Below are 16,166 nucleotides of genomic sequence, written 5' to 3' on the forward strand. Positions count from 1 at the left end.
GCCGTCGCCGCCCATCATGGCGACCACGCACACTCCGTGCAATCGTCAACGCTGCGGCATGGGCCGCCGACCTTCGTCGTCGCTGCCCTTCCACCCGACACTCCGTCGGCCCGCCGCTCGGCCGGGGTCCGTGAGTGGGGTACCAGCTCAGCCGCTCGGCCACCCGGAGCGCCGGCGGCCTGCCGCCCGGCAGGCAGGGCCGGGGAACCTCCCTGCTGTCGCCGTCGCTGCCCATCATGGCGACCACGCACACTCCGTGCAATCGTCAACGCTGCGGCATGGGCCGCCGACCTTTGTCGTCGCTGCCCTCCACGCCACGCCCCTTCGGCCTGCCGCTCGGCTGGGGTCCGTGAGTGGGGTACCAGCTCAGCCGCTCGACCACCCGGAGCGTGAGTGGCCTGTCGCCCGGCAGGCGGGGCCGGGGAACCACTTGGCTGTCGCCGTCGCTGCCGAATCCGGTGACCGCGCACACGCCGGACGGCCGACAGTGCTGCCGTAGGGGTCGCACACCTCCGTCGTCGCTCTCCGCCCGGCACCCCGCCGATCCGCCGCCCGGCACCCCGCCGCCCTCCGCCCACACCCCGCCGACCGCCGCTCGGCCCCTTGTCTGAGATGTCGGACAGATGGTGCGCGGCGGTGCTGCGGGGGCGGCCTCTGAGGGCGTGGAATGGGGGTATGTCCATCACCGCTACCGGAACCGCCGCCGGCGCCGCCGAAGTCGTCGTCGGGCGCTCCTCCCTCACGGCCGAAGAGGTGGTCGCCGTCGCGCGCGGAGGCGCGCGGGTGCACCTGGGCGACGACGCCCTCAAGGCGCTCGCCGACGGCCGCGACCGGGTGCGCGCCCTGGCCGAGGGCGAGCAGCCCGCCTACGGTGTCAGCACCGGCTTCGGCGCCCTGGCCACCCGCCACATCGCTCCCGACCTGCGCGCCCGCCTGCAGCGCTCGCTCGTGCGCTCGCACGCCGCCGGGTCCGGCCCCGAGGTGGAGCGCGAGGTCGTGCGCGCCCTGATGCTCCTGCGGCTGCGCACCCTGGCCTCCGGCGGCACCGGCGTGGAGCCCGCCACCGCCCGGGCTCTCGCGGGGCTGCTCAACGCGGGCATCACCCCGGTCGTGCTGGAGTACGGAAGCCTCGGCTGCTCCGGCGACCTGGCCCCGCTCAGCCACGTCGCCCTGGCCCTGATGGGCGAGGGCGAGGTCCGCGACGCCTCCGGCGAGCTCCGCCCCGCCGCCGACGCGCTGCGCGCCGCCGGGCTGGAGCCCGTCGAGCTCGGCGCGAAGGAGGGCCTGGCGCTGATCAACGGCACCGACGGCATGCTCGGCATGCTCCTGCTGGCCTGCCACGACCTGGAGCGGCTGCTGCGCACCGCCGACGTCACCGCCGCCATGAGCGTCGAGGCGCTCCTGGGCACCGACCGCGTGTTCGCCGCCGACCTGCAGGACATGCGCCCGCACCCCGGCCAGGCCGACGCCGCCGCCAACATGCTGGCGCTGCTCGACGGCTCGCCCATCGTCGCCTCGCACCGCGGCCCCGAGTGCACCCGCGTCCAGGACGCCTACTCGCTGCGCTGCGCCCCGCAGGTCGCCGGCGCCGCCCGGGACACCCTGGCGCACGCCCGCACCGTCGCCGAGCGCGAACTCGCCGCCGTCATCGACAACCCGGTCATCACCCCCGACGGCCGCGTGGAGTCCAACGGCAACTTCCACGGCGCCCCCGTCGGCTACGTCCTCGACTTCCTCGCGATCGCCGCCGCCGACGTGGCCTCCATCGCCGAGCGCCGCACCGACCGGATGCTCGACGTGGCCCGCTCGCACGGCCTTCCCGCGTTCCTGGCCGACGACCCCGGCGTGGACTCGGGCCACATGATCGCCCAGTACACCCAGGCCGGTCTGGTCTCGGAGATGAAGCGCCTCGCCGCCCCGGCCAGCGTCGACTCCATCCCCTCCTCGGCGATGCAGGAGGACCACGTCTCCATGGGCTGGGCCGCCGCCCGCACGCTGCGCCGCTCCGTCGCCGCCCTCACCGACGTCCTCGCCGTCGAGCTGCTCACCGCCGCCCGCGCCCTGGACCTGCGCTCCCCGCTGGAGCCCGGCCCGGCCACCGGCGCCGTGCGCGACGCGGTCCGCACCCGGGTGCCCGGCCCCGGCCCCGACCGCTACCTCGCCCCGGAGATCGCCGAGGTCGCGGCCCTGATCACCGACGGCACCGCGGTGGAGGCCGCCGCGTCCGTCACCCCCCTGCGCTGAACCCGCCCGCGCTGCACACAGGAGGCGTCATGGCAGCCGAATCCACCCCCCGCACCGTCCGCGCCCCGCGCGGGACCGCCCGCACCGCCAAGGGCTGGCCCCAGGAGGCGGCCCTGCGGATGCTGCACAACAACCTCGACCCGGAGGTGGCCGAGCACCCCGAGCGGCTCGTCGTCTACGGCGGCACCGGCAAGGCCGCCCGCGACTGGGCCAGCTTCGACCGGATCACCGCCTCGCTGCGCGACCTGGAGGGCGACGAGACCCTGCTCGTGCAGTCGGGCCGCCCGGTCGGCATCATGCGCACCCACGAGTGGGCGCCCCGGGTGCTCATCGCCAACTCCAACCTGGTGGGCGACTGGGCCAACTGGGAGGAGTTCCGCCGCCTGGAGGCGCTGGGACTGACCATGTACGGCCAGATGACGGCCGGCTCCTGGATCTACATCGGCACCCAGGGCATCCTCCAGGGCACCTACGAGACCTTCGGGGCGGTCGCGGCCAAGCGCGGCGGCACCCTGGAGGGCACCATCACCCTCACCGCCGGGCTCGGCGGCATGGGCGGCGCCCAGCCGCTGGCCGTCACGATGAACGGCGGCGTGGCGATCGTCGTCGAGTGCGACCCCAGCCGCATCGACCGCCGCATCGAGCACCGGTACCTGGACGTGCGCGCCGACGGCATCGACGAGGCGCTGCGCCTGGCCACCGAGGCCCGCGACGCCCGCCGCCCGCTGTCGGTGGGCCTGCTCGGCAACGCCGCCGAGGTGGTGCCCGAGCTGCTGCGCCGGGGCGCCCCCATCGACATCGTCACCGACCAGACCAGCGCCCACGACCCGCTGTCCTACCTGCCCGCCGGGGTGGCCTTCGAGGACTGGGCCGACTACGCCGCCGCCAAGCCCGCCGAGTTCACCGCCCGCGCCCGCGAGTCCATGGCCGCCCACGTGGAGGCCATGGTCGGGTTCCTGGACGCCGGGGCCGAGGTGTTCGACTACGGCAACTCCATCCGCGGCGAGGCCCGCGAGGCCGGGTTCGCCCGCGCCTTCGACTTCCCCGGGTTCGTGCCCGCCTACATCCGCCCCCTGTTCTGCGAGGGCAAGGGCCCGTTCCGGTGGGCGGCGCTGTCCGGCGACCCCGCCGACATCGCCCGCACCGACCGCGCCGTGCTGGACCTGTTCCCGGAGAACGAGCACCTGGCCCGGTGGATCCGCATGGCCGGGGAGAAGGTCGCCTACCAGGGCCTGCCCGCCCGCATCTGCTGGCTGGGCCAGGGCGAGCGCGCGCAGGCCGGCGAGCGGTTCAACGAGCTGGTCGCCTCCGGCGAGGTGAGCGCCCCGCTGGCCATCGGCCGCGACCACCTGGACACCGGATCGGTCGCCTCCCCCTACCGGGAGACCGAGTCGATGCGCGACGGCTCCGACGCCATCGCCGACTGGCCGCTGCTCAACGCCCTGGTCAACACCGCGTCCGGCGCCTCGTGGGTGTCGCTGCACCACGGCGGAGGCGTCGGCATGGGCCGCTCCCTGCACGCCGGTCAGGTCAGCGTCGCCGACGGCAGCGAGCTCGCGGCGCGGAAGCTGCGGCGGGTGCTCACCAACGACCCGGGCATGGGCGTCATCCGGCACGCCGACGCGGGCTACCCCGAGGCTGAGGCCGTCGCCGAGCGCGAGGGCCTGCGCCTGCCGATGCGGGAGGGCGGCGCCGGTGCCTGACCCCGCCGCCCCCTCCGCCACCGCCTTCGACCGCCTCTGGGACGAGCTGGCCCCCATCGGCCGCCACGCCGCGACCGGCGGCTACCGCCGCTTCACCTTCGGCGGCCCCGACCCGGAGCTGCGCGACTGGTTCCACCGGGCCGCCGCCGACGCGGGCCTGGACGTGGAGACCGACGGCAACGGCAACATGTGGGCCTGGTGGGGCGCGCCCGGCCCGGACGCCGTGGTCACCGGCTCCCACCTGGACTCGGTGCCCGACGGCGGCGCCTACGACGGCCCGCTGGGCGTGGTCAGCGCCCTGGCGGCCGTCGCCGAGCTGCGCCGCCGCGGCGTCCGCCCGCGCCGCCCCATCGCGGTCGCGGTCTTCGCCGAGGAGGAGGGCGCCCGCTTCGGCGTCCCCTGCCTGGGCAGCCGCCTGCTCACCGGGGCCGTCGCCCCCGAGCGGGCGGCCGCCCTGGCCGACCCCTCCGGCACCACCTGGGCCCAGGCCATGGAGCGGGTGGGCCTGGACCCGGACCGGATGGGGCCCGACCCCGAACGGCTGGGCCGCGTCGGCTGCTTCGTCGAGCTGCACGTGGAGCAGGGCCGCGCCCTGGCCGACCTGGACCGCGCGGTCGGCGCCGCCCGCTCCATCTGGCCGCACGGCCGCTGGCGCTGGACCTTCACCGGCCGCGCCGACCACGCGGGCACCACGCGCCTGGAGGACCGCCGCGACCCGATGCTGCCCATGGCCCGCATGGTGCTGGCGGCCCGCGCGGCGGCGGCCGAGCACGGCGCGGTGGCCACCGTGGGCCGGGTGGAGGCCGAGCCCAACGGCACCAACGCGATCGCCTCCCGGGTGCGGGCCTGGCTGGACGCCCGTGCCCCCGGCGCCGAGAGCCTGGCGGCGGTCGTGGGCGACGTCGTCGCCGAGGTGCGCCGGGCCGCCGGGGAGCAGGGCGTCACCGCCGAGGAGCACCAGGAGTCCGACACCCCGGTGGTGGAGTTCGACGGGGGCCTACGCGACCGGGTGGCGGCAGTGGCCGGAGGGGAGGCGGGGCCCGTTCCGGTGCTGCCGACCGGCGCGGGCCACGACGCCGGGGTGCTGGCCGGGTCGGTGCCGACGGCGATGCTGTTCGTGCGGAACCCGACCGGGGTGTCGCACTCCCCGGAGGAGTACGCCGAACGCGCCGACTGCCACGCGGGGGTGCGGGCACTGGCCGACGTCCTGCAGGACCTCGCGGACGGCGGGGCCTGACATCCGGGGCGCGGGGAAGAGGGGAGGCACCGGCCGGAGGGCGCCGGAGAAGGCGCGCGGCCGGCGCCTCCCCCCTGCGCCCGCCACGGCGGCCACGGCGACCATGGCCGCCTGCGGATCCGCAGAGTCCGGTTCGCGGAGGCCTTCCCCCGCCGCAGGGAGGCGAACGAGGAGAACACGGCTTCGATGGCCGTCGGTGTCCTTCGTGTCCTCCGTGGCGGCATCGGTGCCCGACCCGGGCGCGTCCACGGCGGTGGAGACGAGGCGGCCCATCGGCATCCACGGGCGGGATCCGTCGACCGGACGGGCACCCCGCCCCCGTTCATCCCGACAGTGAAGGAGAAGTGAGTGTCCGCCACCGACGACCGCGACGGGCTGTACTGGTGTGAATGGGCCCTCGTCGACCCCGAGCCGGGGCCCGGGGCCGACGTCGGGGCGGCCTCTCCCGGTGTCGTCATCGAGGTCCGCGGCGGCCGGATCGCCTCCGTCCGCACCGGCGAACCCGCACCCCCGCCCGGGGCCGAGCGCATGGACGGCCTCGCGGTGCCCGGCTTCGCCAACGCCCACTCGCACGCCTTCCACCGCGCCCTGCGCGGCCGCACCGGCGAGCACGGCGGCTCCTTCTGGACCTGGCGCGAGCTGATGTACCGCGCCGCCGAGCGGCTGACCCCCGACTCCTACCGCGAGCTCGCCGCCGGGGTGTACGCCGAGATGGCCCTGGCCGGGGTCACCTGCGTGGGTGAGTTCCACTACCTCCACCACGCCCCCGGCGGCAAGCGTTACGACGACCCCAACGCCATGGGCGCGGCCCTCGTCGAGGCCGCCGCCGACGCCGGGATCCGCATCACCCTCCTGGACACCCTCTACCTCGCCGGGGGCCTCGGCCCCGACGGAGGGCACCGCCCCCTGGAGGGCGCCCAGCTCCGCTTCGGCGACGGCGGCGCCGAGGAGTGGGCCGAGCGCGTCGCCGCCTTCCGCCCCGGCGGCGGCCACGCCCGCGTGGGCACCGCCGCGCACTCGGTCCGCGCCGTCCCCGCCGACCAGCTCGCCCGCTTCGCCGCCCTGCACGGACCCGACGGCCTCGACTGGGCCGCCCCCCACGTCCACCTGTCCGAGCAGCCCGCCGAGAACGCCGCCTGCCGCGCCCACTACGGCCGCACCCCCACCGCCCACCTGGAGCACGTGGGCCTCTTCGCCGACCTGCACCCGGTGGCGGTGCACGCCACCCACCTGGAGCCCGCCGACGCGGCCCTGCTGCGCGAGGCCGCCGCCGGGGTGTGCCTGTGCCCGACCACCGAGCGCGACCTCGCCGACGGCCTGCCGCCGCTGGCCGACCTCGACCCCGCCCGCGTCACCCTCTCCCTGGGCAGCGACGGCCACTCCACCATCGACCTGCTGGAGGAGGCGCGCGGGGCGGAGATGCACGAGCGGCTGCGCACCGGCCGCCGCGGCACCGTCTCGGCGTCGATGCTGCTGGACGCCCTGCACGAGGGCGGCCACGCCGACGCCCTCGGATGGGACGACGCCGGGTGGATCGCCCCCGGCAAGCGCGCCGACCTGGCCGTGCTCGACCTGGGGTCGGCGCGCATGGCCGGATTCGACCCGCGCCGCGCCGCCGACGCCGCGGTGTTCGCGGCCACGGCGGCCGAGGTGCGCCACACCATGGCCGACGGCCGGTGGATCGTGCGCGACCGCGTGCACACCGCCCGGCCCGACGCCGCCGCCCGCCTGCACACCGCCATCACCGAGCTGCTGGCCTGAGGCCACGGCCACGGCCACGGCCAGTGCCACGGCCGTGCCAGGGCTCGGGCCCGAGCCCCCGGCCGCCACGACCGACGACGACGGGCCCCGCCGCCCGAGCGCGCGGGGAACGACCACGAAGGAGCCCAGATGACCGGACCGACGCCCGACGGAACCGTCCCCGCCGATGCCGCGCCCGATACGGTGCTCATCGACGGCATCTCCCTCCTGGCCACCAACGACCCCTCCCTGGGGGAGGGCGCCACCGGCGCCATCGCCGACGCCGCCCTGGTGATCGAGGGCGGGACCGTCGCCTGGGCCGGTCCGGCCTCCCGGGCGCCCGCCGCCGACGCCCGTGTCGACGCCGGCGGCCGCTGCGTCGTGCCCGGGTTCGTCGACAGCCACTCGCACATCGTCTTCGCCGGGGACCGCGGCAAGGAGTTCGGCGCCCGGATGAGCGGGCGCCCCTACGAGGCCGGGGGCATCCGCACCACGGTGGCCGCCACCCGCGCCGCCTCCGACTCCGAGCTGCTGGACAAGGCCACCCGCCTGCTCAACGAGGCTCGCGCCCAGGGGACCACCACCCTGGAGATCAAGTCCGGCTACGGGCTGAGCACCGCCGACGAGGAGCGCGCGCTGCGCGTCGCGGGCCGCCTCACCGAGGAGACCACATTCCTGGGCGCCCACATCGTCCCGCCCGAGTACGCCGACGACCCGCAGGGGTACGTCGACCTGGTCACCGGCGAGATGCTCGACGCCTGCGCCCCGCACGCCCGCTGGATCGACGTGTTCTGCGAGCGCGGCGCCTTCGACGAGGAGGCGTCCCGGCGCATCCTCAAGGCGGGCATGGCCCGCGGCCTGCTCGCCCGCGTGCACGGCAACCAGCTCGGTCCGGGCCCCGGGGCGCGCCTGGCCGCCGAGCTCGGCGCCGCCTCGGTCGACCACTGCACCTACCTGGAGCCCGAGGACGTGGAGGCGCTGGCGGCCTCGGACACCGTCGCCACCCTGCTCCCCGGGGTCGACTTCTCCACCCGCCAGCCCTACCCCGACGCGCGCGCCCTCATCGACGCCGGCGCCACCGTCGCCCTGGCCAGCGACTGCAACCCGGGGTCGTGCTTCACCTCCAGCCTGGCGTTCTGCATCGCCCTGGCGGTGCGCGAGATGCGGATGACCCCCGAGGAGGCGCTGTGGGCGGCCACCGCGGGCGGGGCGCGGGCGCTGCGCCGCACCGACGTGGGGCACCTCGCCCCGGGGGCCCGCGCCGACCTGGTGGTGCTGGACGCCCCCGACCCGGTGTACCTGGCCTACCGGCCCGGCGTGCCGATGACGGCGGCCGTGTGGCGGGAGGGGCGAGCGGTCGCGGGGAGGGAACTCACCCGGGGTTGACCCGGGCGTAGCGCGCCCGAAACCTCGGCCCTGCAAGCTGTTCGGTGACGGCGGGGCCACAAGGGTCACGGGGCCCCGCCCGAGACCGAGGAGGTGCCGGTGCACCGACGACCGCCCGCGTGCTCGCGGGGGCGGCCGGAGGGGCGCCGGGTGGTCACCGAATCGGGCCTGAACCGCCTCGGGGCCGCTTGGGCGGTAGGGGCGCGGGTGCCGGGAGCCAGGGGTGCGCTCCCGGAGCCGTGTAGGGGGACCGGACGCCAGGGAATCCGGTCTCCCGCCCCCGAACCCGGGGTGTGCGGCGGTGCGGGGTGTCCCGGCGAGGCGGTGTCGGACGCCGGGGCGCTCCCACCGCCGACGCGGGGTCGGCGCGGCCGCCGACGCCGCCTCGCCGCCTGACGGTGTCGGCCGTTCGAGCCGCGTCAGCCGCGCGCGAGCACACTCTTGCGCCGCCGGTACAGCAGGTACACCGCGACGCCGATCCCGAGTCACACGCCGATGCACGGTCGGAAGCGCGGTCAGGTGTCCACCGAATCCCTCGGCGAGGGTGCCCCGGCCTTCACGGCCGGGGCTGAATCGTTCCCAAGGAATGTCGCACGGGACGGTGCGGTACGCGGCCGGCGAGGCGCGCAGATCGGGAGATCGTGCGGATCGTCCCGTTCGCGCAGTCCCAGAGGGGTGGTCGCGAGAGCCGGGGCGGTGGGCGCCGGGCGCGGTCGGCGCCGGCGGGGAACGAGGGCAGGGGAGCGGCGCCGCAGGGGCGGTGGGCCCCCGCGGCGGACGCCGGTGCGCGGCCGGTCAGGCCTCGGCGGTCTCCTCGGAGGGGTCCTCGGCGGAGTCGCCGTCGGCGGGGTCGGCCGCGGAGCCGGCCGACGCGGCCTTGGCGGGCTCGGACTTCTTGGCGCGGCGCTTCTTGACCGGGCGGGAGTAGTCGACGAGCGGCTCGAAGCGGGTCTCGTGCTCCTTCTTGCACTCGTCGCAGGCGTCGATCTCGCGGACCTGGCCCTCCCAGGCGAACTGGATGACCTCAGTCGCCTCGACCTTCTCGTCGCGGACGGCGTGCTGGTCGCAATACTTGCGCGTGAAGACCTCGGTGACCACGGCGGTGGCGTCCCTTCGGTTCGGGATGGGTACGGACGCCCGAATCATACACGTGTTCGACGCCCTGGTCTCGGGGTTCGCGCGAGGTCGCCGCCGTGCGCGCCCGGGCGGACCCGCGCAGGGGAGGGCGCCCGCAGGGCCGGGAGGGGTGCGGGGAAAAGCCTAGTGGATCGTGCGCGCGGGGCCGGTCGGACGGCGCGCGCGTACGCGGCGCGCATGGCGGACGTCACTCCGAGCATCGTTTCTTAGGAAGATATTTTCTGGTTAGATGATGGACCGGGGTCGCGGCGTCGCCCGCCGTGACCGCCACCGTCCGGAAACGAGGCCGCCGAAGGGCGGCAGACAGGGAAGCGACGAGACGATGAACGTACTCACCGGCCCGGCCAAGGGCCCAGTGGCCGACGCCACCGCACTCATCGCCCGTATCGCCGTGGGGATCGTGTTCATCGCGCACGGGTGGCAGAAGGTCGGCGAGATGGGGCTGGGCGGCACCACCGGGATGATGGAGGGCCTGGGGATCCCCGCGCCCCAGGCCGCGGCCCTGTTCGCCATCGCCGTCGAGCTCGGCGGGGGCGCACTGCTCCTGGTCGGCCTCCTCCAGCCTGTCGTCGGGGTGCTGCTCGCCCTGCACATGGGCGGCGCCATCCTCTTCGTGCACGCGCCCAACGGCCTGATCGGCGAGGGGGGCTACGAGCTCCCGCTGGTCCTGGCGGTGAGCGCGCTGGCCCTCGGCTTCAACGGCGGCCGGTTCGCCCTGGACCGCCTGCTCCCCTGGGGGCGTGAGCGCGCGCCGCAGTCGCAGGAGGCCGTGGCGGCCTGAGGGCGGTCCCCGGCCGTCCCCGGCCGGGGGAGCGGCCGAACCGCCTGCAAGGGGCGGGTATGCAATTGCATACCCGCCCCTTGCGTATGGGCCGCGCGGGCGGGGGCGGATCCGCCGCCGCTGCGGGGCACCCGCATCCGTATCCCCATTCTTCGGGCATCCCGCACCACGATTTCGGAGTACCGCACCCGTCTGACCAGGCGACTGCCTATCGTGGGCCTCCACTGGGCGCCGCGGCACGGGGCGCGTCCGCAGGGGCGGGGGGAGAGCCGGACCCTGCGGATGCCGCGGCGCCGTTCTCGACGTTTCTCGGGGGAGGAGCAGCGTTGCGGTATCTGGAGGAGGGGGAGGCCGGTCCGGCACCCGCGGACGAGGGGACGGGGGCTCCGCCGCAGCGCGCCTCGCGCCTGGCCGCGGACGCGCGCTTCGTCCGGCTGCGCCGCCGGTACGCGGTGCAGTCGGTCCTGCTCGTGACGGTCTTCCTGGGCTGGTACATGGCCTACCTGGTGCTGTCGGTCTACGCCCGCGGCCTGATGGCGGTCCCGGTGTACGGCGCCGTCAACGTCGGCCTGCTGCTGGGGGTGGGGCAGTTCGCCACCACCTTCCTGCTGGCCTGGCTGTTCGTCTGGTACTCCGAGCACCGGCTGGACCCGCTGGCCGAGGAGATCCGCGCCGACGCCGAGCAGGCCCGCGCCGCGGCGCTCGCCCGCGAGGGACGGGTGGTGCGCCCGTGACCTCCGCAGTACGGGAGGCCGCACAGGGCCTCGACACCTCCCACGCCTGGACCCTGGGGCTGTGCGGGCTGTTCATCGTGGTCACCCTCGCCATCACGGTGCGCGCGCGGCGCAGCACCAACGGCGCCGTCGACTACTACGCCGGGGGGCGCGGCTTCAGCAGCACCCAGAACGGGCTGGCGCTCACCGGCGACTACCTGTCCGCCGCCTCCTTCCTCGGCATCGCCGGGCTCATCGCCCTCAACGGCTACGACGGCTTCCTGTACTCCATCGGGTTCCTGGTGGCCTGGCTGCTCGTGCTGCCCATGGCCCAGCTCATGCGCAACTGCGGCCGGTTCACCATGGCCGACCTGCCCGCCTTCCGCATGCGCCGGATGCGGGTGCGCCTGGCCTGCACCACCTCCACCGTCACGGTGAGCGTGGTCTACCTGATCGCCCAGATGGTGGGCGCGGGCGCGCTGGTCACCATGCTGCTCGGCATCGACCGCGGCGGCACCTTCCTCGGCATGTCCGGCGAGCAGACCCGCACCGCCGCCATCGTCCTGGTCGGGGTGCTCATGGTCGTCTACATCATGTACGGCGGCATGAAGGCGGCCACCTGGCTGCAGATCGTCAAGGCGGGCCTGCTGCTCACCGCCACCGGGCTGATGACCGTCATGGTGCTGGCGGTGTTCGGGTTCGACGTGAGCGCCCTGCTCACCCGCGCCGCCGACAACAGCGGGCAGGGCCAGGCCTTCCTGGAGCCGGGGCGGCTGTTCGGGGTCGAGGTGGCCGGGGATCCGCTGCAGAGCCTGTACAACAAGCTCGACCTGTTCAGCCTCGGGCTGGCGCTGGTGCTCGGCACGGCCGCCCTGCCGCACATCCTCATCCGCTTCTACACCGTGCCCGACGGGCGGGCCGCCCGCACCTCGGTCAAGCGCACCATCGTGCTGGTCGGGGTGTTCTACCTGATGACGCTGGCGCTCGGCTTCGGGGCGGCGGCGCTGGTCGGCCCGGAGCGGATCGCCGCCCAGGACGCCTCCGGCAACGCGGCGGTGCCCCAGCTCGCCGCCGAGCTGGGGCGGATCGCGGCCGGGCCGGTGGGGGCGGCGCTGATGCTGGCGTTCGTGTCCGCGGTGGCGCTGGCGACCATCCTCGCGGTCATCGCGAGCCTGACCCTGGCCTCGTCCTCGTCCATGGCGCACGACTTCTTCGGGCACATCCTCATGTGGGGCCGTCCCAAGGAGTCCCAGGAGGTGGGGGTCGCCCGGTTCTCGGCGGTGCTCGTCGGCGCCGTGGCCATCATGCTGGCGGTGCGCGCCCAGCACCTCAACGTCGCCTTCCTGGTGGGGCTGGCGTTCGCGATCGCGGCCGCCGCCAACCTGCCGGTGATCGTGCTGACCATGTTCTGGCGCGGGTTCAACACCAAGGGCGTGGAGTGGGGCGTGTACGGCGGCCTGGGCTCCTCGCTGCTGCTCGTGCTGCTGTCGCCGGTGGTCTCGGGCAAGACCCACCCGGTGACGGGGGAGAACCTGTCGCTGCTCCCGTCCTGGGTGGACATCCAGGTGTTCCCGCTGGAGAACCCGGGGCTGGTGGCGATCCCGCTCGGGTTCGTGTCCGCCGTCGCCGGGTCCCTGATGTCGGGGGAGAGGGACGGGGCCCGGTACCGGGAGATGCGGCTGCGGGCACTGACGGGCCTCGGCGCCAACTGACCCGGGCCGGGCGGCGGGGGTGCGGCGGGGGCCGGTCCGCCCGCCGTCCACAGGGCGGCGCCGTCCGCCCGCGGGCGTCGGCGCCCCGTGGCACCATCACCCCTATGACTCGTTATGCGGCGCTGCTGCGGGGCGTCAACGTCGGAGGCAGGCGCAAGGTCCCCATGGCCGATCTGCGCGAGGTGCTGGCCGGGCTCGGGCACACCGAACCGGCCACGCTCCTGCAGAGCGGCAACGCGGTCTTCACCGCGCGCGCAGGGGGCGGCGGCGCCGACGCGCTCCGGGCCGAGCTGGAGGGGGCGCTGGCGGACCGGTTCGGCTTCCCCGTCGAGGCGCTGCTGCGCGAGGAGTCGGAGCTGGCCGCCGTCGTGGACGCCAACCCCCTGGAGGTCGGTGACCCGTCGCGGTTCCTCATCCTCTTCGCCGACGGGCCGGTCGCCCCCGCCGACCTGGAGGGGATCGACGCCGGCGCCTACGCGCCCGAGGCGATGGCGGCGGGGGAGCGGGAGGTCTACCTCGCCCTCCCGGAGGGTCTGCGCAACGCGAAGCTGCCGGCCCTGGTCGAGCGGGCGCTGCGCGGACGCACCGTCACCGGGCGCAACTGGCGCACCGTGGTGCGACTGCTCGACATGCTGCGGGGATGATCACCCGGTGTCGGCGCCTCTCGGGCCGCCGAGGACGGAATAGCCCGCTCCGAGCCGGTGTTCCCGCTGTTCGCGGGCGCGCACGCGCCCGGTGAGCGAACAGCGAGGGGAATCCAGAACCGTGCGCGTCGACATCTGGTCCGACATCGTCTGCCCGTGGTGCTACATCGGCAAGGCCCGCTTCGAGCGCGCCCTGGCCTCCTTCGAGCACGCCGACGAGGTGGAGGTGGAGTTCCACAGCTTCCAGCTGGACCCGTCGGCGCCGGAGGAGCCCGAGCCGCTGCTCTCCTTCCTCGCCGACCGGTACGGGATGAGCACCGACCAGGCCCGCGAGACCGACGCGGGCGCCGGGGCCAACGCGGAGGGCGAGGGCCTTGCCTACACCTCGGCCCGGAAGAACGCCAACACCTTCGACGCGCACCGGCTGCTGCACCTGGCCCGGGAGCGGGGGCGGCAGCGCGAGGCCGTCGACACCCTCTTCCGCGCCAACTTCGGCGAGGGGGCCGACGTGTTCGGGCGCGAGGCGCTGGTCGGACTCGCGGAGAAGGCCGGGCTGGACGCCGACGAGGCGCGTCGGGTGCTGGAGGAGGGCCGGTACGCCGACCACGTCAAGGCCGACGTGGAGCAGGCCCGTGCGCTGGGGGCGACCGGCGTGCCGTTCTTCGTGATCGACGAGCGGTACGGGGTGTCCGGGGCGCAGCCCGCGGACGTGTTCACCCGGGTGCTGGAGAAGGCCTGGGAGGAGAGGGACTGAGCCCTCGCCGCGCGGCCTGAGGGGACTCCCGGGGGTCCGGATCCGAGAAAGCGGTTGCCACCCCGATTGGTGCGAGGACCCGCGACGCGGGGACAATCGTGTCCACCGGCTCCGGACCCCTCAGGAGATGCCATGCCCGTCCTCGCGCACATCAGCGACACCCACTTCGACGGAAGCGAGCGCAGTGCCGAGCGCGCCCGCCGGGCGGTGGACTACATCGGGCGGATGCGCACCGTGGACGCGGTCGTGCACACCGGCGACGTCGTCGACAAGGGCGCGCCCGAGGAGTACGCGCAGGCCCGCGAGACGCTCCGGTTCGACGTCCCGCTGCTGGTGTGCCCCGGCAACCACGACGCGCGCGAGGCGATGCGCGCGCACCTGTTCGGCGGGGCCCCGGAGGGCGGCCCGGTGGACGGGGTGCACCGGCTGCCGGGCGCCACCGTGATCACCTGCGACACCTCGGTCCCGCGGCAGCCGTGGGGCCGCCTGGAGGACGACACCCTGGACATGGTGGAGTCCGAGCTTCGGCGCGCCCCCGACGCCAACCCGGTGCTGCTGGCCTTCCACCACCCGCCGGTCGACCTCGGCTCGGACTACACCGACCCGATCCGCCAGCGCGGCGAGCAGCGCTTGGCCGAGCTGGTGGGCCGCCGCCCCGAGGTGGTGGCGATGCTGTGCGGCCACGTGCACACCGCCTCGGTGAGCACGTTCGCCGGGCGGCCGCTGCTGGTGGCCCCGTCGGTCGCCTCCACCCTGCGCACCGACTGGGAGCCGGAGGGGGAGGAGCGGGACGCGCCGGTGATGATCGCGATCCACCACATCGGCGACGACGGCCGCGTGACCTCGCACTTCCGGGCGGTCTGAGGGATGCGGAGCTACGACGGCCGGGCGGACGGCCCGGACGCGGAGGAGGTCGCCCTGGCGGCGGGGGACGTCACCGAGGGCGTGGTGCGCGTCGGGGGCACGGTCCGCCGTCCGGCGCAGCCGCAGAGCGCCGCCGTGGCCGCCTACCTGGACCACCTGGAGGCGGTGGGATTCGACGGCGCGCCGCGTTTCCTGGGACGGGACGGCGAGGGCCGCGACGTGCTGACGTTCGTCCCCGGCGGCGTGGCGGGCAGCCCTCCGGAGCCGTGGGCGGCCGACGCGGGGCTGCTGGCTTCGGTGGGGATGCTGCTGCGGCGCCTGCACGACGCCTCGGAGGGGTTCCTGCGGGAGAGCGGGTTCGCCGCCCCGGACGGCGGGGTGTGGCGCCGCCAGCTGGTCCCGGTCGAGGTGCCGGTTCCGGACCCGGAGCCGGAACTGGTGTGCCACCTGGACGTGACCCCGCAGAACGTGGTGGTGCGCGGCGGGCGCGCGGCGGCCCTCATCGACTTCGACCTGGCGGGGCCGGGCACCCGGCTCCTGGACGTGTACAACACGGCCATGCACTGGGCACCCTTGGGCGCGCCCGAGGACGTCTACGAGGGGTGGCCGGTCCGCGACGACCGGGAGCGCCTTGAGCGCGTGCGGATCCTGGCGGACGGCTACGGCCTCGACGAGGAGTCCCGCGAGGCCATGCCCGACCTGGCCATTTCCCGGTGCGCGTCGTCCTGGCACAGGATGAAGGCCTCGGCCGAACAGCTCGGCGGCGGATGGGCCCGCATGTGGGAGGAGGGCGTGGGAGACATGATCCTGCGCAGGGAAGGGTGGCTGAAGGACCACCGCCAGGAGATGCTGGACACCTTGCTGGGGTGAGGCAGCAGCGAGGAGAGGCGGGTGGCCCGTGCGGTAGCGCTGTCGGCCGTCCGGCGTGTGCGTGGTCGGCGTTCTCGGCAGCGACGGCGAGAAGTGGGCGGTTCCCGGGCCCTGCCTGCCGGGCGGCGGGCTCCTCGCGGTCCGGGTGGGCGGCTGGGCAGGTACCCCACTCACGGACCCCGGCCGGGTGGCGGGCCGACGGGTCGTGAGGTGGAGGGCGGCGACGACAAAGGTCAGCGGCCCATGCCGCAGCGCCGTCGGCCGTCCGGCGTGCGGGTGGTCGCCATGATGGGCGGCGACGGCAACAGCCAGGCGGTTCCCGGGCGCTGCCTGCCGTCCGGCGGGCCGCCGGTGGTCCGGGCGGCGGCGCGACCGGGTGGG

13 protein-coding genes are annotated in these 16,166 nt (G+C 75.5%); 12 read left to right on the forward strand and 1 reads right to left on the reverse strand.

Features of this window, described 5'->3' with window-relative positions; all coding sequences use genetic code 11:
• Nucleotides 1-675 precede the first annotated feature (675 nt).
• The 5 genes from hutH (at nt 676) to hutI (ending at nt 8,310) form a co-directional block, all read left to right on the forward strand.
• Nucleotides 676-2,244, forward strand: a complete 1,569-nt coding sequence (hutH, locus tag O4J56_RS29215) for a histidine ammonia-lyase (RefSeq protein ID WP_270690273.1) — start codon at nt 676-678, stop codon at nt 2,242-2,244.
• Between the two features lie 29 nt (nt 2,245-2,273).
• Entirely contained in the window at nt 2,274-3,947 is a 1,674-nt protein-coding gene (gene hutU / locus O4J56_RS29220; protein WP_270690275.1) for a urocanate hydratase, read from the forward strand.
• The gene (locus O4J56_RS29225) at nt 3,940-5,184 is read left to right on the forward strand and encodes an allantoate amidohydrolase (RefSeq protein ID WP_270690276.1); all 1,245 of its coding nucleotides are present in this window, start codon (nt 3,940-3,942) and stop codon (nt 5,182-5,184) included. Before hutU ends, O4J56_RS29225 begins: the two co-directional genes overlap by 8 nt.
• Nucleotides 5,185-5,532: 348 nt before the next feature.
• Entirely contained in the window at nt 5,533-6,945 is a 1,413-nt protein-coding gene (locus O4J56_RS29230; RefSeq protein ID WP_270690277.1) for a formimidoylglutamate deiminase, read from the forward strand.
• 129 nt (nt 6,946-7,074) lie between these two features.
• The gene (gene hutI / locus O4J56_RS29235) at nt 7,075-8,310 is read left to right on the forward strand and encodes an imidazolonepropionase (RefSeq protein WP_270690278.1); all 1,236 of its coding nucleotides are present in this window, start codon (nt 7,075-7,077) and stop codon (nt 8,308-8,310) included.
• Nucleotides 8,311-9,105: 795 nt separating this feature from the next.
• Here hutI and O4J56_RS29240 read toward each other — a convergent pair.
• A complete protein-coding gene (locus O4J56_RS29240; RefSeq protein WP_270690280.1) occupies nt 9,106-9,408 on the reverse strand; it encodes a hypothetical protein in 303 nt (100 codons plus the stop codon).
• Nucleotides 9,409-9,769: 361 nt separating this feature from the next.
• On the opposite strand from O4J56_RS29240, the gene O4J56_RS29245 reads away from it, so the two are divergent.
• From O4J56_RS29245 to O4J56_RS29275, 7 genes are all read left to right on the forward strand, one after another.
• Nucleotides 9,770-10,228, forward strand: coding sequence for a DoxX family protein (locus O4J56_RS29245; protein WP_270690282.1), 459 nt, complete (start codon nt 9,770-9,772; stop codon nt 10,226-10,228).
• Between the two features lie 326 nt (nt 10,229-10,554).
• On the forward strand, nt 10,555-10,962 hold the full coding sequence (locus tag O4J56_RS29250; RefSeq protein ID WP_270690283.1) for a DUF485 domain-containing protein: 408 nt from the start codon (nt 10,555-10,557) through the stop codon (nt 10,960-10,962).
• A complete protein-coding gene (locus O4J56_RS29255; RefSeq protein ID WP_270690285.1) occupies nt 10,959-12,653 on the forward strand; it encodes a solute symporter family protein in 1,695 nt (564 codons plus the stop codon). Before O4J56_RS29250 ends, O4J56_RS29255 begins: the two co-directional genes overlap by 4 nt.
• A 104-nt stretch (nt 12,654-12,757) precedes the next feature.
• Nucleotides 12,758-13,297 carry a DUF1697 domain-containing protein gene (locus O4J56_RS29260; RefSeq protein ID WP_270690286.1) on the forward strand — a complete coding sequence of 180 codons (540 nt, stop codon included), beginning with the start codon at nt 12,758-12,760 and terminating at the stop codon, nt 13,295-13,297.
• Nucleotides 13,298-13,418: 121 nt separating this feature from the next.
• Nucleotides 13,419-14,051: a DsbA family oxidoreductase gene (locus O4J56_RS29265; RefSeq protein ID WP_270690288.1), complete on the forward strand. Its 633-nt coding sequence runs from the start codon at nt 13,419-13,421 to the stop codon at nt 14,049-14,051.
• A gap of 132 nt (nt 14,052-14,183) precedes the next feature.
• The gene (locus O4J56_RS29270; protein ID WP_270690289.1) at nt 14,184-14,915 is read left to right on the forward strand and encodes a metallophosphoesterase; all 732 of its coding nucleotides are present in this window, start codon (nt 14,184-14,186) and stop codon (nt 14,913-14,915) included.
• Between the two features lie 3 nt (nt 14,916-14,918).
• On the forward strand, nt 14,919-15,785 hold the full coding sequence (locus O4J56_RS29275) for a phosphotransferase enzyme family protein (RefSeq protein ID WP_270690290.1): 867 nt from the start codon (nt 14,919-14,921) through the stop codon (nt 15,783-15,785).
• The last annotated feature ends 381 nt before the right edge of the window (nt 15,786-16,166 follow it).

Origin of the sequence: Nocardiopsis endophytica (assembly GCF_027706725.1) — a bacterium.
GTDB classification, from domain to species: domain Bacteria; phylum Actinomycetota; class Actinomycetes; order Streptosporangiales; family Streptosporangiaceae; genus Nocardiopsis_A; species Nocardiopsis_A endophytica.